Origin of the sequence: Acinetobacter rudis, assembly GCF_031157835.1 — a bacterium.
Classification (GTDB): domain Bacteria; phylum Pseudomonadota; class Gammaproteobacteria; order Pseudomonadales; family Moraxellaceae; genus Acinetobacter; species Acinetobacter rudis_A.
Genome location: NZ_JAVIDR010000025.1, coordinates 1 through 21,527 on the forward strand (window position 1 = coordinate 1; position 21,527 = coordinate 21,527).

A 21,527-nucleotide genomic window follows, 5' to 3' on the forward strand; every position below is an offset into this window, starting at 1 on the left:
TGTGCACCAATTGAATCGTCGTCTGTGTTTTCATCAACACGGACGCCATCATGGCTAAATCGATACCAGTAGCAAATCATGCCTGGTAACGTCGCCAAAATACGATCAGCAACATTTTGCTGATCAGCAAAGGAGTTTTCTGTTTCTAAATTACCCAACATCGATACGCCAGTACGCATCACATCCATTGGATGTGAATCTGCTGGAATACGTTCTAGTACATCTTTTAATGCTTGTGGTAAAACACGTAATGATTTGAGTTTTGCTTTATAAGCTTGTAACTGCGCTGTATTTGGTAATTCACCAAAGAAAATCAGGTAAGCGACTTCTTCAAACTGGCAATTCTCTGCAAGATCTTGCACATCATAACCACGGTAAGTCAAACCTGCACCGCTTTTTCCAACTGTTGATAATGCTGTCTTGCCTGCAACTTGACCACGTAAACCTGCGCCAGTAAGGACTTTTCCTTCAGCCATTTTAGCTCTCCTGCTTGAATAACTTATCTAATGTATTTTCAAATGTATGATAATCTAGGAATTCGTATAATTCTTTACGTTGTTGCATTAAGTCTAATACGTTAACTTGGGTACCATTGTTACGAATGGAATGCATCACTTCCAGTGCTGCTTTTTGCATTGCGCGTGTTGCTGAGAGTGGGTAAAGCACCATACTTATGCCCTGTTCCCCCAATTCATCAACGGTATAGTAAGGTGTATCACCAAATTCAGTAATGTTAGCTAAAACAGGTACACCAACCGCATCGCAAACTGTTCTGTACATTGTAATATCAGTCATGGCTTCTGCAAAAATTGCATCGGCACCAGCTTCAACACAGGCACAAGCACGATCAATCACCGCTTGTAGACCTTCTTTTTGTAGTGCATCGGTACGGGCCATTACCACAAAGTTAGAATCAGTTTTAGCATCAACCGCAGCTTTAATCCGATCGACCATTTCTTGTTGAGTCACAATTTCTTTGTTTGGACGGTGTCCACAGCGTTTTTGTGCAACCTGATCTTCAATATGTACCGCTGCTGCACCTGCACGAATCATTTCTTTAATCGTACGTGCAATATTAAAAGCACCACCCCAGCCTGTATCAATATCAACCAACAAAGGAGTATCAACACGTTCAGTAATACGACGCACATCTTCAAGAACGTTATCTAAACTGGTCATACCTAGATCAGGCAAACCATAAGAGTAATTTGCAACACCTGCACCTGAAACATAAATCGCTTTATAGCCAACTTGTTTTGCCATCATGGCTGCGTAGGCATTTACAGTTCCAATAATCTGTAATGGCTTTTCGACTTCTAATGCTTGTCTAAATCTTAGACCTGCAGACGCTTGTTCTGTCATAATTCCTTTCCACAGTCTTACTATATTCATAGAATTTTGAGTATATCCATAAAGCAATGCGCTCATGCAGATTTTTAGCTAAAACTTTAGCATAATGATTTCAGTCTATTGAGCGGTTATCTGCTCAAAGCTATATGTCTAGATATAAGCCTGAATTTCCTTGACATCTTTGGTATAATGCTCTCTATTTTTTTAATCTTGCTGTGTTATGGCTATTAGTTTAGATCAAATCGTGATTTCAAACTGCGACATCCCTCAGACTCGTCGCGGTCATGAACGACGCTTAGCGCTATTACTCAGTGCGAATACTTTATTTCTTGAACGTGGCTATGATGCAGTATCCTTAGATGATATCGTTAACCATGCTGGTGGCTCCAAAACTTCTATCTATAAATATTTTGGTAGCAAAGATGGCTTATTTATTGCCATTTGTGACTATCGTCGGGCTATGTTTTTTCAAGATATTTGTCCAGCCTTCGAACAAAGCAAAAGTAATCTACGCGATTATTTAATTCAAAATTTAAATAATTTCTATATTCATTTACTTGATCCTGAAAATGCAGCATTTATTCGCTTAATTGTTGAACGCACACAAGCCACACCTGAATTTGCGCTATATATACATGAACAAGGCCCTAAACATATTCAGGCTACAATTGCTAAAGTATTGGAAACAGCACATAACCAGAACATATTATATTGTCCAAAGCCATTATTTTCTGCTCAGATGTATATTGGAATTATTCGTCATTTGGAATGGCAAACAATTATGGGAATTGAAATAAAAAAAACAGATGATGAAATAAAGGAATATTTTGAGTATAGCGTTGATCGTTTTTTGGATGGACACCAAAGAGTTTAAAATTTTGCACAGCAAACATATTCTATAGTATATTGATTGATTATCCTTTTTTAATTTCCTACAGACCAACAATAGTGTGTTGGCTTTTTTATTTTTGGCTAACACTTATTATTGTGGAGTAACCATGGCTCTCAGACATTTTCTTACTTTAGCTGATTTAAACACAGATGAATTAAATCAAGTTATTCAACGTGCATTAGAATTGAAAAAAATGCAACATCAACACCAAGTTTATCAGCCCTTTGTTGGTAAAGTAATGGGAATGATCTTTGAAAAATCGAGCACACGAACACGCGTATCCTTTGAAGCAGGTATGACCCAATTTGGTGGTAGCGCTATTTTCCTTTCTTCACGTGACACTCAACTAGGCCGTGGTGAACCTATTGAAGATTCAGCACGCGTAATTTCAAGCATGCTAGATGTTGTGATGATTCGCACATTTGGACATGACATTGTTGAGCGTTTTGCAAAAAATTCAAGTGTACCTGTTATTAATGCATTAACAGATGACCACCATCCATGCCAACTACTTGCAGATATTCAAACTTTTGTTGAACACCGTGGTTCAATTCAAGGGAAGACTGTTGCATGGATTGGTGATGGTAATAATATGTGTAATTCATATATTGAAGCTGCACATATGTGGGGCTTTAATCTTAAAATCGCTTCACCAAAAGGTTATGAACCTCAGGAAAAATTTCTCACTCCCTATCGCCATTGCGTAGAATTAGTTGAAAATGCTGAAATAGCAGCTTCTGGCGCTGATCTGATTGTTACTGATGTATGGGCAAGTATGGGGCAAGAAGAAGAACAAAAAATTCGTGAAAAAGCATTTGCCGATTACCAAGTCAATGAAAAACTCGTTGAACTTGCTCACCCAGATTGCTTATTTATGCACTGTCTACCAGCACACCGTGGTGAAGAAATTTCAGAAAACATGCTGAGTCATAAAAGTTCTGTTGTTTGGGATGAAGCAGAAAATCGTCTACATGCTCAAAAAGCTTTGGTTGAATTTCTAATTAATGAAAATCTAAAAACAAACTAATTACACAAGTTATATATTAGATAATTAAAAAGGCTTTATCTCTAAAGCCTTTTTAATTATCCCTGAAAATTTATTATAAATCTGTAAAATCTACTTTCCACATTTAATCACAATATAAATTTACATATTAAACTAATATATCTTTTTAATAATTTAAAATCTTCAGCAGCACTCAATAATATTAAAAGGTAGAATATCACCCACTCTACCAATCAACTTAGTTCGTTTATTATCACAAGAGAAATATATGCTTTTAAGCCAATTCCAATATAAACAGTGGTCTGATCAACGAATGTTAGATGCAGTACAACAAATCAATCAAATAGAATTTGCAGAACAATATGCTTTTATCTGCCAACAACTTAATCATATGATTATTGTAGAGGATCTTTTCCGTGCACGCTTATTACAGCAACACCAACCTCACCCTAAGACCAATAGTGCTATAGTTCCGTTGTTTGAACAATTAGCCCCACGATTAATTCAATCAGATCAAGATTATCTACTTTATATTCAGAACACATCACCAAGCCAATTTGATCAACCGATTCACTTTACTTTTACCGACCAAAAAAAGGGTTCAATGCAAATTAAAGAAATTTTATTTCATATCATTAATCATGGTAGCTATCATCGAGGATCTATTGCTCGTGCTCTAGATCAGGCAGGTATAATCCATCCAGCGGATAGTTACACTATGTTCTTACATGTTACACAAGAAAAACGCCGTGAATGGACTATTGAATGAGTGCTAAGCCCCGTAACTTTAAATGTAGAATTTAACGAATCAAACCATTAGGCTGCAAAATAATAATTGCAGCTCCAATCACAACAACACAACCACCTAATACATCCCAACGACTCAAACTTAGCTGATCAACATACTTTAACCACAAAAGAGCGGTACAAACATAAATCCCACCATATGCGGCATAAATACGACCTGATGCAGCAGGATGTAAGGTTAATAACCACACAAAAACAGCAAGACTTAATATTGTTGGCAACCATAGCCAAGGGCTACGTCCTTGATTAAGGATTAAATATGGAAAGTAACATCCCAAAATTTCCGCAATAGCAGTGAGAAAAAACAAAACAAAAGTCATTAATATATTAGACATCAAGATGTTCCATACTTTATGCAAAAAATAACCCGCAAACGACTCGCGGGTTATTTCTAAAGAACAACACAGATTAAGCTGGTTCAGCAGCTTGATCTTCAAATACTTCAAGCTTTAAGCCGACAGATTGACCATTTTCAGTTTTCACTGTAACAGCAACATTTCCACCATGATCAGCAAGCTCACCAAACAGAATCATTTCAGCCAATGGCTTTTTCAAATGCTCTTGAATAAGACGCTGCATAGGACGAGCTCCCATATTTCGGTCATAACCATTTTCAGCTAACCAATCACGAGCCTCTTGATCTACATCAAGTACAACTTTCTTGTCATCTAACTGTGCTTGTAATTCAGTTAAGAATTTATCAACCACAGACTCAATTACAGACATTGGTAATGCCTTAAACTGAATAATGGCATCTAAACGGTTACGAAACTCTGGTGAAAATGCACGTTTCATCGCTTCTTGATTATCTTTACTGTTGTCTTGCTCAGTAAATCCAATACTACTACGTGAAATGCTCTCTGCACCAATATTGGTGGTTAGTACAATAATGACATTTCTAAAATCAGATTTACGTCCATTATTATCAGTTAATGAACCATGATCCATAATTTGCAAAAGCAGGTTAAATACATCTGGATGTGCTTTCTCGATTTCATCAAGCAACAATACACAGTGTGGGTTTTTATGAATCATATCGGTTAATAAACCGCCTTGATCAAAACCAACATAACCTGGAGGTGCACCAATTAAGCGAGATACTGCGTGTCGTTCCATGTACTCAGACATATCAAAACGTACTAACTCTACACCTAACAACTTGGCCAACTGCTTGGTCACTTCTGTTTTACCCACCCCTGTAGGGCCAGCAAAAACAAAACTACCAACAGGTTTGTCAGGTGATTTTAAACCAGCCCGAGAGAGTTTAATGGCAGATGATAATGCAGTAATTGCATCGTCTTGACCAAAAACAACACGTTTAAGATCACGCTCCAAATTACTCAATACCGTTTTATCATCTTTCGATACTGTTTTAGGCGGTATACGTGCAATTTTAGAAACAATATCTTCAATATTTTCAACAGTAATCAAACGATTATCTGTATCTGTTTTTAATCTTCGTTGAGCACCAGCTTCATCAATAACATCAATTGCCTTATCTGGCAAAAAGCGATCATTAATAAACTTCGCAGACAGCTCAACCGCGGAAACTAATGCTTGATCGTCATATTCCACATGATGAAACTCTTCAAATTTCGATTTGAGACCACGTAAAATATCTATGGTTTCTGAAATTGAAGGCTCATTAACATCAATTTTTTGGAAACGACGGGATAGCGCATGATCTTTTTCAAAGACTTGTCTATATTCTTGGAAAGTCGTTGAACCAATACAGCGCAGGCTACCATTTGCAAGTGCCGGTTTTATTAAGTTAGATGCATCCATAGTACTACCCATGCTAGAACCAGCACCGATAATCATGTGGATTTCATCAATAAATAAAACCGCATCAGGCTTCTTTTTTAAAGTGTTGAGTAACTGTTTTAAACGTTTCTCAAAATCACCTCTATATTTTGTACCCGCAACCAACGCACCAATATCTAGACTATAAATTTCAGTATTAGCTAACGGTTTTGGTGCTTTATTGTTGACGATTAACCAAGCCAAACCTTCAGCAATTGAAGTTTTACCAACCCCTGGGTCTCCAACAAGTAATGGATTATTTTTACGACGACGACATAAAATTTGTGCTGCGCGCTCAATTTCTTTTTCTCGACCAATTAATGGGTCTGTTTTTCCTTTTAGCGCTTCATGATTGAGATTTAAAGTATATAACTCTAGTGGCCCTGCATTGGCTGAGGTACTCATGTCTGAATCCACCTCATCAGCTTCTTCTTCTACATGAACCTCATCTTTACGAGCACCATGCGAGAGATACTGAGTTAATGTTAGTCTGTTAATTTGATGACGTTTCAATAAATAAATAGCAAATGAATCACGTTCAGAATACATTGCAACTAATACATCGGCTCCTTCAACAGTACGATCGCTACCACTCGACTGAACATGGAAAATTGCACGTTGCAAGATTCGATCAAAACTTTCAGTCGGATGTGGTGCTTGCTCACTATTTTCAGGAAGCTTAGGTGTATGTTGTTCAACGTACTCTTCTAGCTCTTTACGAAGACTCACGATCTCAGCACCGCATGCTTTTAATGTATTCACAGCGGAATCATTATCTAACAATGCCAATAACAAATGTTCAACGGTGAGAAACTCGTGTCTCTTTTGACGAGCCATGCTTACAGCCAAACGCAAAGACACCTCTAATTGACGACTAAGCATGCTAACCCCCTATTCTTTTGGCTCGATCTGACAAAGTAATGGATAACCTTGGGAACGAGAATAATTATTAACGATATTTGCTTTCGTTTCCGCGATATCTCGCGGATACACACCAGCGATACCTTTTCCTTCGTAATGTACTGTTAGCATCACTTGCGTAGCTTGGTCAAGATTTAAAGCAAAGTATTGTTGTAAAATTTCAATTACAAAATCCATCGGCGTATAGTCATCATTAAGTAAAACCACGACGTAAAGTGGTGGCAACTTTAATTGTGGAGGTGCTGTTTTTACTGCAACATCTCCATCAGACTCTTCATTTATTGATGAATCATGTGCAACAGACATCGTTTCTGAATGAATATGCCAGTCGACATAACCTGATTGATTAAATGAATCTTTAATCTCACCTAAACAAACTGGACGTTTTATAATGCTCATATAACTAAAATTCTTTTCTTACTGTACAGTAGCTTCGGCTTGCGGAATTTCCGAAGCAAAGCTTGCTAAATTTTCTACTGCTTTACCACGTTGCCAACTAAAGCGTTTAATCACGGTTGTTGGACCACTCAAACGCACCTCAATAAACTGAGGATTAAACCCTTTAGGCATTGTCCAACGCCCTGTTAAACGAGCATAGTCTTCAAAATTAAAGCCTTTGTTTTCCATTGGAACAATTAACACTTCTGCACCACTAATTAAACGCAACTCTACATTTCCTGTAGCACGGCGATGGTTAGGGCTAACTTGCAATAAATCTAATTGGTACTCAAAAGCATTTTCAGGTAATGGTTTAATTGCAAGATTTTGTACAGATAGACTTAGACCACCACGTTCACGTAACACTTCACGATAAATCGCAGCTAAACCAGTCAACTGAGTTTTTTCAGCCTTTAACTTATTAATGCCTGCATAAAGCTCATTTGAATTTTCAACTGCAACATCACGTTCTTGTACTGCAGTATTTAAATTTTTATTGAGTGCATCTAAATTGTTTTTTTGCTTTTGGACAACATCAACCAATTGCTTGGCATCGGCATCATAACCCACTACTGTCAGTCCTTGGCGATGCCCTACGGTGTAACCTAAAATTAAACTCCCTAGCGACAATACTACAGCTGAAATAATCAAAGGTGTATAACCTTGTTTCAGCGACTGTCTAAGCTTATTCGCTGGTTCTGAAACATTATGTTCTTGGGTATCTTGCATTGTCGTCTCTAGTCATGTTTGGGTTCAAACAGCTTTCTTAGAGTCAGTTAGGAAAGCTGTGTAAGATCAATATTATTAAGGTAAAAGACCAATACCTTTTAGGCCTGCATCTTCAGAAAGATTAAACATCAAATTCATATTTTGTATAGCTTGACCAGCAGCTCCTTTAACCAAATTATCTTGTGCAACCAAAACAATTAACTTATTTGGTTGAATCTGATGTAATGCAATACGTAATTGGTTAGCACCTCGTACACTACGAGTTTCTGGAGAGCTTCCCGCAGGCATTACATCAACAAAACATTCGTTTTGATAAAAATCTTGGTAAAGTTTTTGTAAATCAATAGACTGAGCATTATCGGTCAAATCTACATAAATTGTACTCAGCATTCCCCTAATCATTGGTACCAAATGAGGTACAAATATCAATTGCTCAAAGTTTGCTTGATGTACAGAAATATCTGTTAAAGCTTCAACAATTTCAGGATGATGACGATGTCCTGCAACACCATATGCCTTGAAATTATCCGCATTTTCAGAGTAAATCATGCCTAGACTAGCTTTACGTCCTGCACCCGAAACACCAGATTTCGCATCAATGATAATACTTTCAGGTTTCAGTAATAATTCACTCGACTGTAAAAGTGGAGCCAGGCCAAGCTGAACAGTTGTCGGATAGCAACCAGGATTACCAATGACATTGGCTTGCTTAATTTTGTCACGATTTAGTTCGCACAAACCATAAACGGATTGCTTTAAAATATCGGGACAAGCATGTGTTAATCCATACCATTTTTCGAACTGTTCTAAATTTTGTAAACGAAAATCAGCTGCAAGATCAATTACTTTAGTTCCAGCATTGACTAAATCAGCAGCATGATTCATCGCCACACCATGCGGTGTTGCAAAAAATACAACATCACATTGTTGTAATTGCTCTATTTTAAAATCAGAAAATTCAAGGTCGGTATGACCACGTAGGCTCGGGAACATGTCATCAACTCGACGTCCCGCTTCTGTTCTAGATGTCAGGATTTTGACACAGACATCAGGATGACGCAGTAGTAAACGCAACAATTCAACGCCCGTATACCCTGTTCCACCCACTATACCTACAGTAATCACAATACTAACCCCATTAAAAGTTGAGATAAATTAACGCTGTAGTATGACAGGAACTGAGCGTTTGCAAAACAGTTTTGCCATACCCCTAGTAAAATTTTAATAATAAGTTAGGTTACGATGCCTTATCTAGATAAATCTGGCTTTTTAGCAACATTATGCCACCAATATGGCAGTGCATTTGTTTTTAAAAATTTACGGTGTGCTTTAAAAGCACCATCATATTTTTCAAGCTCTGACCAAAAAGCCAAGCTGTGATCAAAATAACGCGTATGAGCCAATTCATGTATACACACATAACGCACAATATGCTGGGGATATAACACTAAAGCTGCATTTAGCATAATATCATGCTGTTGATTACAACTCCCCCAACGTGTTTTTGCATGACGAATATTACACTTTGCAAAAGGTAAAGCGCATTCCAAACTAAGTTGTTTTAAGTATTGAGGTAATTTATGTTTTGCATAAAATAAAATAAATGCTTTTAAATTCAATTCAGCCTGTGTTGGATTAATGCGAACGGTATGCTTTTCAGCAAAATATATAAATGCTTCTTTTTGTTCCACATAATCAATTTGAATCGCCACACTCGAATCAAATAAGCAAATTTCTTTTGGTAAGTTTTGAGGCTGCTCTTGAGTGATTATTTGTTGTTTTTGCCATGTTTCAACTAACCAAGACTCAGATTGTTTTAAAAAAAGATCTATTTGTCTACTACTACACAATAGCGGTACGGTCAGACGAATTGAATTAGCAAAAACACGCAAGCGCAAACGTTTTGCCCTTGCATGCCTTACAATTTGTATTTCAGGTAAATCCTGAGTAATACTCATTAAATATAAAGTCTCGTGAGATTAGATTGCGGTCCGCTCTTCAATGCCTTGGCTCGTTGCCACAATCGCAATATCAGCCTTATTAATTGCAAAGATACCATTGGTCACTACACCAGGAATATTATTAATATTCTTTTCAAGTTCGAGCGCGTTTAAAATATTGAGGTTATAAACATCTAATATCACATTACCATTATCCGTGACGACCCCTTCACGATAGACTGGATCTCCACCCATACTCACAATTTTACGAGCAACGGCTGAACGAGCCATTGGAATCACCTCAATTGGTAAAGGAAAATCACGACCTAACTGCTCAACCCACTTAGAATCATCAACAATACAAACAAACTTTTTAGCAATTGATGCCACAATTTTTTCACGAGTCAACGCAGCACCACCACCTTTGATCATATGCATATGACGATCAATTTCATCTGCACCATCAACATAAGCATCTAGACCACCTACGTGGTTCATATCTACAACTTCAATACCTAACTTTTTCAAGCGCTGTGCTGTTGCTTCTGAACTCGCAACTGCAGCTTCAAGTTGTAGCTGAGGCAAAAGATCAATTAGAAAGTTAACAGTACTCCCCGTACCAACGCCCAAGATTCCTCCTTTCGGTAAATGTTTTAAAGCCGCTTCAGCAGCAGCTTGTTTCTTTTCATCTTGGGTAGCGTATAGACTCATGACTTTACTCATTTATATTCGTAGATTTTGTGATTTTCGCATAAATTTAAGGCGACAAATCACAATGGTTTGTTACAATAGCTGCCTATTTTAAACTGTTAGATGGAAAATTAACATGCTGTCTCGTTTGGTTCGACAAATATTACAGGCAACAGTCTATGACGTTGCAATCGAAACCCCACTCGAAGCAGCGCCACGAATTAGTGAAAGACTGCAAAATGACATCCGTTTTAAACGCGAAGATTTGCAACCTGTCTTTTCCTTCAAGCTACGCGGTGCATATAACCGCATTAGTCAACTAGAGAAATCACAATTAGAACGTGGCGTTATCACTGCTTCAGCTGGTAACCATGCCCAAGGCGTGGCTTTATCGGGTCAAAAACTCGGTATTCGCGCAATTATTGTGATGCCTAAAACCACCCCAGATATTAAAATCCAAGCAGTAAAACGCCTAGGTGGAGAAGTTGTACTCTATGGTGATGCTTTTGATGCTGCTAATAAATATGCAATCCAACGCGCCAAAGATGAAGGTTTAACTTTTATTCCGCCTTATGATGATGAATTAGTAATGGCAGGACAAGGGACCATAGCCAATGAAATATTACGTCAGTGGCGTGATGTCGACTATGTCTTTGTTGCTGTAGGTGGAGGTGGTCTAATTGCAGGTGTTGCAGCATACCTCGGTGATGTTGCACCTCACGTTAAAATTATTCCTGTTGAATATGATGAATCTGCATGTCTTAAAGCAGCATTTGAGCACAATGAACGTGTTGTACTTCCTCAAGTTGGTTTATTTGCTGATGGTACTGCGGTTGCTCAAATTGGTGAAAAGCCATTTGAAGTGATTCAACTGCTAAAATCAGATCAGTCAGGCCCAATTGTGGAGCGTGATGTAGTTCTTGTGAACACAGATGAAATCTGTGCAGCAATTAAAGATACTTTTGATGAAAACCGCAGCATTGTTGAACCATCTGGTGCAATGGCACTTGCAGGTATAAAAAAATATGTTGAACAACATCAGCTAAAAGGCAAAAACATCGTCTCAATCATTTGCGGTGCCAACATGAACTTTGACCGTCTGCGCTATATTGCAGAACGCACAGAGTTGGGTGAGCAACGTGAAGCTATTTTTGCAGTTACAATTCCAGAGAAAAAAGGTGCATTTCTAGCATTCTGTCGTAGCTTACAAGGCCGTAATATTACTGAGTTCAACTACCGAGCTTCACCTTCTGAATTAGCTCAAGTTTTTGTTGGTATCAGTCTAAAAAATGGCGAAAAAGAGCGTCATGAAATTTATGAGACTCTTAAAGCACAATATGATGTAGATGACCTTTCTGATGATGAGGTTGCAAAATTACATATACGCTATCTCATTGGTGGCCACGCTAATATTGCAAATGAACGCTTATTCCGTGTGGAGTTTCCAGAGCGCCCAGGTGCTTTACTCAACTTCCTAGAACACTTAGGACCATCACATAACATTACGCTATTCCACTATCGCAATCATGGTGCTGCTGAAGGTCGTGTCCTTGTTGGTGTTGAGGACAACAATGATGTAGAAACAGCACAAAAGAGTGATAACATTCCTTATCCTTATGAAGAAATTACGCATAACTTAGGTTATCAACGTTTCTTAAAATAATTGCCCTAAAGCGCATAAAAGACCAGTGTGTCACATAACACACTGGTTTATATAAATAAAATACTTATCGATCTATTAAAAAGCATTAAAGATTTTTCATATCGCTTGACTCAATCCACAACTAGCCTTTCTTTAAAAAATCAAGTCACAAAGCATAACAATCAAACAGTCAGCCAGTTAAGTTCGCAAAATTCACATTTTTTGAAATAAATAACCTATAATCGCGGCAGAAATGTTACAGAGCGTAATTTTAATTTTGTGTTTAAACCTGTTCTATACAAAACTTAGATCTCCACAAAATAACTATTACACCCAAACACATTAAGGACGGGTACATGAATCATTTTAACCCCACACTCATTACTTTCATTTTCTATATTTTCGCTATGGTTGCGATTGGGCTTTATGCTTATAAAGCAACCAACAACTTTTCTGACTACATTTTAGGTGGTCGTAGTTTAGGAAGTGTGGTTACCGCTCTCTCAGCTGGCGCCTCAGATATGAGTGGTTGGTTGTTAATGGGCTTACCAGGAGCGATCTATTTAAGTGGACTATCAGAGTCTTGGATTGCAATTGGTCTCATTCTAGGTGCATGGATGAACTGGCTCTTAGTTGCTGGCCGATTACGTGTGCATACTGAGTTTCAGAATAATGCACTCACGTTACCAGATTATTTCACTGGTCGTTTTTCTGATCATAAAAAAATACTTCGCATTATTTCAGCGCTGGTAATTTTAGTCTTTTTTGCGATTTATTGTGCCTCAGGGATGGTTGCTGGTGCACGTCTATTTGAGAGTATCTTTGGTTGGTCGTACACCACGGCGCTGTGGATTAGTGCCGTTGCAACAATTAGTTATGTCTGTATCGGCGGCTTCTTAGCTATCAGTTGGACGGATACTTTCCAAGCTGGTTTAATGATCTTTGCTTTATTACTTACACCGCTTTTTACATATTTAGCAATTGATACCAACGCACAAAGTTTTGCACTCATTTTAGAAAGTGCTCGACCTCATGCCCTTAACATGATTTCTGGTGTGAGTGCGGCTGTGATTATTTCATCGCTTGCCTGGGGCTTAGGCTATTTTGGTCAACCGCATATTTTAGTTCGTTTTATGGCGGCGGATTCAGTTAAAGTAATTCCAGCGGCACGCCGTATTGGTATGACTTGGATGACTTTATGTCTAGCTGGTGCTGTGGGTGCAGGCTTTATCGGAATTGCATATTTCCAACAACATCCAGAATTGGCAAGTATTGTTCAAAACAATCCTGAAACCGTATTTATGGAACTCACCAAGCTCCTTTTCAATCCTTGGATCGTGGGTATTATTCTTGCGGCAATTTTAGCAGCAGTAATGAGTACTTTGAGCTGTCAACTTTTAGTATGTTCTACAACACTTACGGAAGATCTATACAAAGGTTTCTTCCGTAAAAATGCTTCACAACAAGAGTTGGTTTGGGTCGGACGTTCAATGGTCTTAGCCATTGCTATACTTGCTATTATTTTAGCAAGCAATCCCAATAGTAAAGTACTTGGTCTAGTCGCTTATGCTTGGGCTGGTTTTGGTGCTGCATTTGGTCCACTCATCATTATGTCTTTATTCTGGCGTCGTATGACGCGTAATGGTGCTTTAGCCGGTATTATTGTTGGAGCACTAACAGTCATTATTTGGAAAAACACCATGGCTGACTGGGGAATTTATGAAATATTGCCAGGCTTTGTTCTATCACTTATCAGTATTATTATTGTGAGTCTATTCGATCGTAGCCCTGACCAAGAAACACTCGATCGTTTTGATCAAGCAGATCAGAGCTATCACAAGCAAATTGCCGAAATGAAACAATAGCAATTCATTTCTGCTTTTTAATGCTTAACATCAAGCTAGTATGTTTCTCACATGCTAGCTTTTTTTCGACTTACTCATTAAATTAAGTTTGCTCGACTCTTTAATAACTTCCATCACTGGATAACTTCGAGTTTCTCGAATACCTGGCAATTGCCACAATACTTGACCTGAAATCCGTCTAAACTCTTCCATATTTTCACAACGGATTTTAACCAAGAAATCAAATCCACCACTCACCATATGACATTCAATAATTTCAGGATAAAGTACAACTGCTTTTGAAAACTCATCTAATGCATTAGGTGTTGTTTTATCTAATGAAATTTCAACAAAAACCACAAAACTTTTGTCTAACAGCACTGGATTAAGCTTCGCCTCATAGCCTAAAATATACCCTTCTCGATCCAATTTCTGTACCCGAGAAAGTACAGCTGTTGCAGACAAATTCACAATCTCAGCCAATTTAATATTTGAAATTCGGCCATCACTCTGTAACAGCTCTAGCAATTTGATATCAATACGATCTAGAGTAATCATCCATAAATCCCCATCACAACAAAATTAATCACTAAATTATATACAAATTATAGTATATTATTTGTCTTTTTTTCTGCAATTATTAATAAAAATTCAAACTTACAAAGACAGTCATAATTAAAGGATGAACAATGATGGATAGCGTCAAACCAACTTATTCGACCCCGAATACTTCAGGTTATATTTCAATTTTTAGTGAACAAACCGATTTACAACAGGCAATCCATCAAGCAGGTTTGCTGTCTGAAAACGAGTGCGTTAAACGCCTTCTCAAACAGTACAATCTCCAAGAAGAACAACGCCAGCAAATCTCCAAACTTGCACTCAAACTAGCACAGCAACTCCGACAAAAGCATAAATCAACGGCCAAAGTAGATGTTGTACAAGGACTATTGCAAGAATTTTCATTGTCTTCGGCAGAGGGAATTGCCCTCATGTGTCTAGCTGAAGCCTTATTACGAATACCCGATCAAGCAACACGAGATGAACTTATTCGAGATAAAATCACGCAAGGCAACTGGAAACAACATCTAGGTAATAGCAAACTTATTTTTGTTAATGCTGCTGCTTGGGGGCTCATGCTTACAGGAAAGCTCTTACAGCCACAACAACAGTCCCTTGCAGGTGTACTCACGAACCTCATTGAGCGTTGTGGGCGTGGGATTATTCGTAAGGCTGTTTATGCTGCCATTGAAATGATGGGCGAACAATTTGTTATGGGTGAAACAATAGAAGAAGCCTTAGTGAATGCAAAAAAACTCGAACAAAAAGGCTTCCTATATTCCTATGACATGTTAGGTGAGGCTGCATTAACAGAACAAGACGCCCAGCGTTATTTTCAAGATTATGTCCATGCAATTCATCATATTGGCCAATCAGCACAGGCTAAAGAAATTTATAAGCGTGGTGGTATTTCAATCAAGCTCTCTGCCCTACATCCTCGTTATCAACGTGCCCAAATCAAGCGTGTTAAAGATGAGCTTTATCCACGTATTTTAGAGTTAGCATGTCTCGCTAAACAGTACAATATTGGACTTAATATTGATGCTGAAGAATCTCAACGTCTTGAAATTTCTTTGATGTTACTTGAACAGTTATGTTTTGAACCTCGTTTAAGCCATTGGCAAGGTATCGGCTTTGTACTACAAGCCTATCAAAAACGGGGAAATGCAGTTGTTGACTACGTAATTGATCTCGCCAAACGTAGTCAAAGACGACTGATGATTCGATTGGTGAAAGGTGCGTATTGGGATAGTGAAATCAAAAAAGCGCAAATTGATGGTTTAACAGGTTTTCCAGTTTTCACACAAAAAGCACATACCGATTTATCCTATATTGTTTGTGCTGAAAAACTGTTATCTGCACCAGAGCAAATTTACCCACAATTTGCCACCCACAATGCACATACACTTGCTACTGTTTATACCTTAGCTGGTGCTAAAAATTACACCGATGGGCAATATGAACTACAGTGTTTGCATGGCATGGGCGAACCACTTTATGAACAAGTCGTTGGTCCAATTGAGCAGCATAAACTTGGGATTCCTTGTCGAATCTATGCACCAGTTGGAAGCCATAAGACTTTATTGGCCTATCTCGTTCGACGTTTACTTGAAAATGGTGCAAATAGTTCGTTCGTACATCAAATTGCCAATACCGACCTTGATCTTGAAACGCTTATTGCCGATCCCAAAGATGAGATCTTAAAACATGCTGAACATGAGCTTGACCTTGGACAAGTACACCCGAATATTCGACTACCACAACAGCTTTATGGCGCACAGCGTATTAATGCAGCAGGATTTGATCTAGAAAATGAATATAATTTAATCCAATTAGACCAAGTTGCCTTCCAATTTAAAAATAAGCAGTGGCACTCAGAGCCAATGGGCAAACAACTCGATCAAATAGAATGCCTAGAACACTATGAAATTTTCAATCCTGCCAATCACTTAGATTGTGTTGGCACAGTTAAGTTTGCTCAATATGCACATATAGAGCAAGCCTTAAATAATGCCTGTCAAATTCAGTCAACATGGGCCAACTGGTCGCGCTATGATCGTGGTGCTTGTTTATTACAAGCAGCAGATCTTTTAGATCAACACAAGTTTGAACTCCTTATATTGTTAAATCGAGAAAGTGGAAAAACCTATAACAATGCACTCGCAGAAATCAGGGAAGCCATCGATTTTATGCGGTATTATTCAGCGCAAATGCAAAATTTCACTGCCGATATTCAAATAAAAGCGCTAGGCCCTGTTCTTTGTATTAGCCCTTGGAATTTTCCTTTAGCCATTTTCTTAGGACAAATCAGTGCTTCTTTAGTTGCTGGGAATACTGTCATTGCCAAACCAGCAGAACAATCTTCTTTGATTGCAGCCTTTGCAATACAGTGTTTATGGCAAGCAGGTGTTCCACAAGATGTATTACAAATGCTCCCAGGCAGTGGTGAAGTAATTGCAGCAAAATTAAGTGCTGATCCACGCATACAAGCTGTACTCTTTACAGGCTCAACGACTGTAGCAAAACTATTACAGTACACACTTTCGCAGCGGGTCGATCAACATAATCAGCCAGTCACACTCATAGCAGAAACAGCTGGACAAAATGCAATGATTATTGACTCCTCGGCCCTGAATGAACAAGCAACAATGGATATTGTTCAATCTGCTTTTGATAGTGCTGGTCAGCGTTGCTCTGCTTTACGTTTACTTTGCGTTCAGCAAGATAACTCAGAGGCACTCCTTGAAATGCTCAAAGGTGCTATACAGCAACTTCATCTTGGCGAACCTTACTGTTTAGAAACAGATATTGGCCCAGTTATTGATGTTGAAGCTCAAGAGCATATTATTAAACACATTCAAAAACTACGTCAAAAGGGCTGTCCGATTTATCAGCACCCTGCCCACCTATCAGAACAACCCATACACGGTACTTTTGTCGCCCCAACAATTATTGAACTGTCTAGCTTAGATGACTTAGAAGAAGAAATTTTTGGCCCTGTGCTTCATGTCTTGTATTTCAAACAAGGACAATTAGCCTCCTTAGTGGAGGCAATTAATGCCAAAGGTTATGGACTCACCATGGGATTACACAGCCGGATTGAACAACATATTGATTGTGTTAGAGAACATGCATCTGTAGGTAATCTTTATATTAACCGCAATATGGTGGGAGCTGTTGTTGGTGTACAACCCTTTGGAGGTGAAGGCCTTTCAGGAACTGGCCCCAAAGCAGGTGGGCCATTGTATTTATATCGTCTTATGCATTATTGCAGTAATAAACAGCTGAATCCTCCTTTTGCAACGCATTCCAATGTGCTCAATCACTCAGATGCTCTACCTGTTCATAATATTATGCAGCAGTACTCACAGTGGCTTGCACAGCAATATCCTCAAATAAAGCTGGTAAAAACTCCATCCATTTGCATAACTGAAGCGCTAGAACTCCCAGGCCCCACTGGAGAATCAAATACTTACCATATTCTTGCTCGACAACAAATATTGTGCGTAGCCAGTCAACAAAACGACTTATTACAACAGATTGCTTTAATATTATCTTTGAATAGTCGGCCAGTAATTTGTATAGATAATCCAATTGCCTTAACACTTCTAAACAGTATGCCAACGCCCCTACGTCGCCGTTTTCATTGCATTGAACACATCCAGCAAGGTGAGTTTGACATTGCTTTGCATCACGGAGATACGCAAAGCTTACTTCGACTACAACAAGATATTGTTAAACGTTCGGGGCCAATGATCAATATCGTACATATGAATTCTGGTGACTATGAAATTCCCATTGAACGTTTAATGATTGAGCGCGTGGTCAGCATCAATACAACTGCAGCAGGTGGCAATGCCAGCTTAATGACCATGGCAGGTTTTTAATATTGAAGAAATAACCTGAAAGTTTAAGCCATGATTTTTTGTGAGCATTGTCTATGTCACTTTAAGTCATGGCTAGCATTACAATGTAATTAGTATAACTGCAACGATCCCTGAACTAAAATTCTAGCCAACAACTGATTTTTTAAAATAATAATGAAGTTTTCTATCGCAAATCGTATGATAGGCAAAATTACACTTAATTAGTGTATATGTATATTATTATGTTATTTGTAAGGATTGTTAATGGCATTATTTGCGGTAATAGGCTTAGGAAGCTTTGGTGCCACAGTCGCACTTGAACTTATTCATCTCAATCATGATGTAATTGGCATTGATAGTATTAAGAAAAATGTCGAAAGTGTCGCAGATAAACTTACCCACTCTGTCATTGCAGATGCCACAGATGAGCATGTATTACATGAACTCAACATTCAAAACTGTGACGCAGTGGTTGTTGCAATTGGTGAAGATTTAGAAGCCAGTATTTTATGTGTCTTGCACTTAAAAAATATGGGCATTAAAAAAATATTAGTAAAAGCAAAATCTAAATCCCATCATATGATTTTATCGCAGCTTGGTATTAATCAAATTGTGCACCCTGAAGAAGACATGGGTATTCGTATTGCTCAATCACTGAGTTATCCAATGGTTCGGCGTTATATGGCACTCAACAATGAACGCTATATTGTCAAAATTGAAATTGCAAAAAATTTACAAGGTACACAATACCAAGATATCATCAACAACAGCGAAGAAACTGAGTTTAAAGTGCTGTTATTACAACGTGGTTCACATGTAATTTATGACATTGCGCCAGGCACAATTTTACAAGCTAAAGATATTTTAATTGTAGAAGGACCTGTCGAAGTACTACGCCGACTATCCCAACGCTTCCTTAAATCCTATGAAATTCATAAATAAAAAACGCAAGAGTATTAACTTAAGCCCACCGAGTCTACTCGCGCTGGGTTTTTTAAGTTTCATTTTTATTGGAACCATCTTGCTCAGACTCCCCATCTCTCACTATGGTCAAATTGGTTGGATTGACGCATTTTTCACAGCTACATCTGCTGTGACAATCACAGGATTAAGCGTTGTTACTGTGGGTGATGCATATACCTTATTTGGCAAAGCTGTAGTGATGTTGCTCATTCAATGTGGTGGATTGGGCTTTATGACCTTTGCCATCTTGGCAGTAATGAGTTTGTCACCCAAAAGCGGTTTGAAACAGCAAATTATGGCGCAAGAGACGATTGGTCAAACCAGTCTTTATCGAGTGTCTTTCACCATTAAAGGGGTTTTTTTATATTCGATTTTTTTCGAATCTATAGGCACTATTGTCTTAACACTCGCTTGGCTTGAAGATTACGGTTTCAAACAAGCACTGATGCATGCCATGTTCTATAGTGTCTCAGCCTTTAATAACGGTGGTTTTTCTCTATTTTCAGATAGTGTCATGAGTTTCTCTGGTCAGTACTTGGTTACTATTACCATTAGTATGCTATACATACTCGGTGGTATTGGTTTCTTAGTCCTCATGGATATCAAACGAGCACAACGTTGGAAAAAACTTAGCCCAAACAGTAAATTAGTTTTAAGTACCATTGCTGGGCTTAATTTGTTTGCGTTTATTAGTATTTGGATATTAGAAGCCAATAATCCACTTACCCTTGCTCCAATGCCTATTGGTGATCAAATGATTAACGCTTGGTTTCATGCAACCGTACCACGCTCATCAGGCTTTAATAGTTTAGATATCGGCAGTATGACCAACCCATCTATACTGATTACCATGTTTCTAATGTTTATTGGTGGTGGTTCATTAAGTACGGCAGGTGGCATTAAAGTCGGGACATTTATAATTGTGGTACTCAGTGTCATTAGCTTTTTACGCCGCTCAGATGAACTGACCGTGTTTAATTACTCTGTACCACGACAGATTGTATTTAAGGCTATGGCCGTCATCTCTATTAACTGCATGATCATTTTTATTGGTCTATTTACGCTATTAATTTTTGAACCAAAGCAAAGCTTTCTTGATCTGCTCTTTGAAAGTATTTCAGCGGGTTGTACTGTAGGTCTTTCACGAGGCATTACCGGTGAACTACAGCCAGCAAGTCTAATTGTCCTATGCCTACTGATGTTTGCAGGGCGTTTAGGCCCTTTAACACTGGCCTATTTAATTGCAACACCAAAGAAAAGTCGGGTATCACACCCCTCCACCGAGATACAAGTGGGCTAATCTATAATACAAATAAACCCACTTTGATTTAAGCTCAAAGTGGGTTTAACTGTTGCAAAAGCAATATTACAAAGCAATTGCCAAACTCGACTAGGGAAATATCAAGAAGGCAGCAATATAATGCCTTATATAATGAGAGGAAAAAGTAAAATTGTCGCTGTCATTTTCTGCCATTTTCTTATCTTTTTGAGAAAAGTCATAGAACCACTGCTCTATACTTCAAAGATTCATGATGGGAATTATAGGGCATCAGCCTTCCAAACATCTTCATAATCATCTTGATCAATCATGAAGCGAAAACCCTCTTCTAAAGCTAAATAAGGCATAACATCAGGGAAAATTTCTAGCAATTGTGTAATCGTCACAATCTCAAATAGATTTTCCTCGCTGTCATCTAGTTCACCACCATAAATGTACCAAGCGACCTTAGAACCTGTTTCAACTCTTTTTCGGATACCTACAATAGGTTCCCGATTCAACGTTTGCACAGCGATTGCAACTTCATCATCTGCTTTGACCTGTATATAAGCAGAATCAAACTCTTCACATAATAACTTCTGTTCTTCAATAAATTCATGCATATTTGCTGTCTTAATCACGTTTATTTTCATCTAGAATAGTTTAATTCTAGCGCGATATTCTGACAATGTTGTTAAGTCAAAATATCCCGTCTTTTCCGATCATCAATTTTTTTTACAGTAAGCAAACACAAGCTTGAGCACTATGGTCAATTGACACCAGTCTTATACTCAACACAAATAGCAGCGTTTGAATA

Annotated in this window: 19 protein-coding genes; 8 read left to right on the forward strand and 11 right to left on the reverse strand. The window is 38.2% G+C overall.

Annotated features, from left to right (window positions below):
* Positions 1 to 476 (reverse strand): citrate/2-methylcitrate synthase (locus RFH42_RS15245; RefSeq protein ID WP_308976675.1); only part of this gene is annotated, 476 nt, incomplete at its 3' end.
* Position 477: 1 nt separating this feature from the next.
* On the reverse strand, positions 478 to 1,362 hold the full coding sequence (gene prpB, locus RFH42_RS15250; protein WP_308976676.1) for a methylisocitrate lyase: 885 nt from the start codon (positions 1,360 to 1,362) through the stop codon (positions 478 to 480).
* Positions 1,363 to 1,570: 208 nt separating this feature from the next.
* On the opposite strand from prpB, the gene RFH42_RS15255 reads away from it, so the two are divergent.
* The 3 genes from RFH42_RS15255 to RFH42_RS15265 all read left to right on the forward strand — a co-directional run bounded on the left by RFH42_RS15255 (position 1,571) and on the right by RFH42_RS15265 (position 4,017).
* Positions 1,571 to 2,224: a TetR/AcrR family transcriptional regulator gene (locus RFH42_RS15255; protein ID WP_308976678.1), complete on the forward strand. Its 654-nt coding sequence runs from the start codon at positions 1,571 to 1,573 to the stop codon at positions 2,222 to 2,224.
* Between the two features lie 124 nt (positions 2,225 to 2,348).
* Entirely contained in the window at positions 2,349 to 3,269 is a 921-nt protein-coding gene (gene argF, locus RFH42_RS15260; protein ID WP_308976679.1) for an ornithine carbamoyltransferase, read from the forward strand.
* Between the two features lie 247 nt (positions 3,270 to 3,516).
* On the forward strand, positions 3,517 to 4,017 hold the full coding sequence (locus RFH42_RS15265; RefSeq protein ID WP_308976681.1) for a DinB family protein: 501 nt from the start codon (positions 3,517 to 3,519) through the stop codon (positions 4,015 to 4,017).
* 31 nt (positions 4,018 to 4,048) lie between these two features.
* On the opposite strand, the gene RFH42_RS15270 is transcribed toward RFH42_RS15265, so the two are convergent.
* The 7 genes from RFH42_RS15270 to rpiA form a co-directional block, all read right to left on the reverse strand.
* Positions 4,049 to 4,390, reverse strand: a complete 342-nt coding sequence (locus RFH42_RS15270; RefSeq protein ID WP_308976682.1) for a YnfA family protein — start codon at positions 4,388 to 4,390, stop codon at positions 4,049 to 4,051.
* A 73-nt stretch (positions 4,391 to 4,463) separates the two neighbouring features.
* On the reverse strand, positions 4,464 to 6,740 hold the full coding sequence (gene clpA / locus RFH42_RS15275) for an ATP-dependent Clp protease ATP-binding subunit ClpA (RefSeq protein ID WP_308976684.1): 2,277 nt from the start codon (positions 6,738 to 6,740) through the stop codon (positions 4,464 to 4,466).
* 9 nt (positions 6,741 to 6,749) lie between these two features.
* Positions 6,750 to 7,178, reverse strand: coding sequence for an ATP-dependent Clp protease adapter ClpS (gene clpS, locus RFH42_RS15280; protein ID WP_308976686.1), 429 nt, complete (start codon positions 7,176 to 7,178; stop codon positions 6,750 to 6,752).
* Between the two features lie 18 nt (positions 7,179 to 7,196).
* Complete coding sequence (locus RFH42_RS15285; protein ID WP_308976687.1) at positions 7,197 to 7,946, reverse strand: DUF6776 family protein; 750 nt, start codon at positions 7,944 to 7,946, stop codon at positions 7,197 to 7,199.
* A gap of 75 nt (positions 7,947 to 8,021) precedes the next feature.
* A complete protein-coding gene (argC, locus tag RFH42_RS15290) occupies positions 8,022 to 9,071 on the reverse strand; it encodes an N-acetyl-gamma-glutamyl-phosphate reductase (protein WP_308976689.1) in 1,050 nt (349 codons plus the stop codon).
* Positions 9,072 to 9,193: 122 nt separating this feature from the next.
* Complete coding sequence (locus tag RFH42_RS15295; protein WP_308976690.1) at positions 9,194 to 9,904, reverse strand: M48 family metallopeptidase; 711 nt, start codon at positions 9,902 to 9,904, stop codon at positions 9,194 to 9,196.
* 21 nt (positions 9,905 to 9,925) lie between these two features.
* Entirely contained in the window at positions 9,926 to 10,597 is a 672-nt protein-coding gene (gene rpiA / locus RFH42_RS15300) for a ribose-5-phosphate isomerase RpiA (RefSeq protein WP_308976691.1), read from the reverse strand.
* Between the two features lie 115 nt (positions 10,598 to 10,712).
* Here rpiA and ilvA point away from each other — a divergent pair, with 115 nt between their 5' ends.
* Both ilvA and putP read left to right on the forward strand, forming a co-directional pair.
* A complete protein-coding gene (gene ilvA, locus RFH42_RS15305; RefSeq protein ID WP_308976692.1) occupies positions 10,713 to 12,239 on the forward strand; it encodes a threonine ammonia-lyase, biosynthetic in 1,527 nt (508 codons plus the stop codon).
* Positions 12,240 to 12,574: 335 nt separating this feature from the next.
* A complete protein-coding gene (gene putP, locus RFH42_RS15310; protein WP_308976694.1) occupies positions 12,575 to 14,083 on the forward strand; it encodes a sodium/proline symporter PutP in 1,509 nt (502 codons plus the stop codon).
* 54 nt (positions 14,084 to 14,137) lie between these two features.
* Here the strand turns inward: putP and RFH42_RS15315 are convergent, their stop codons facing one another.
* Complete coding sequence (locus tag RFH42_RS15315; RefSeq protein ID WP_308976695.1) at positions 14,138 to 14,620, reverse strand: Lrp/AsnC ligand binding domain-containing protein; 483 nt, start codon at positions 14,618 to 14,620, stop codon at positions 14,138 to 14,140.
* A 131-nt stretch (positions 14,621 to 14,751) separates the two neighbouring features.
* On the opposite strand from RFH42_RS15315, the gene putA reads away from it, so the two are divergent.
* The 3 genes from putA (at position 14,752) to RFH42_RS15330 (ending at position 20,752) form a co-directional block, all read left to right on the forward strand.
* The gene (putA, locus tag RFH42_RS15320; RefSeq protein WP_308976696.1) at positions 14,752 to 18,510 is read left to right on the forward strand and encodes a bifunctional proline dehydrogenase/L-glutamate gamma-semialdehyde dehydrogenase PutA; all 3,759 of its coding nucleotides are present in this window, start codon (positions 14,752 to 14,754) and stop codon (positions 18,508 to 18,510) included.
* A gap of 243 nt (positions 18,511 to 18,753) precedes the next feature.
* Complete coding sequence (locus RFH42_RS15325) at positions 18,754 to 19,431, forward strand: potassium channel family protein (RefSeq protein WP_308976698.1); 678 nt, start codon at positions 18,754 to 18,756, stop codon at positions 19,429 to 19,431.
* Positions 19,415 to 20,752: a TrkH family potassium uptake protein gene (locus RFH42_RS15330; RefSeq protein ID WP_308976699.1), complete on the forward strand. Its 1,338-nt coding sequence runs from the start codon at positions 19,415 to 19,417 to the stop codon at positions 20,750 to 20,752. Before RFH42_RS15325 ends, RFH42_RS15330 begins: the two co-directional genes overlap by 17 nt.
* Positions 20,753 to 20,991: 239 nt before the next feature.
* Here RFH42_RS15330 and RFH42_RS15335 read toward each other — a convergent pair whose 3' ends face one another.
* On the reverse strand, positions 20,992 to 21,363 hold the full coding sequence (locus tag RFH42_RS15335; protein ID WP_374990842.1) for an immunity protein Imm33 domain-containing protein: 372 nt from the start codon (positions 21,361 to 21,363) through the stop codon (positions 20,992 to 20,994).
* Positions 21,364 to 21,527: the final 164 nt, after the last annotated feature.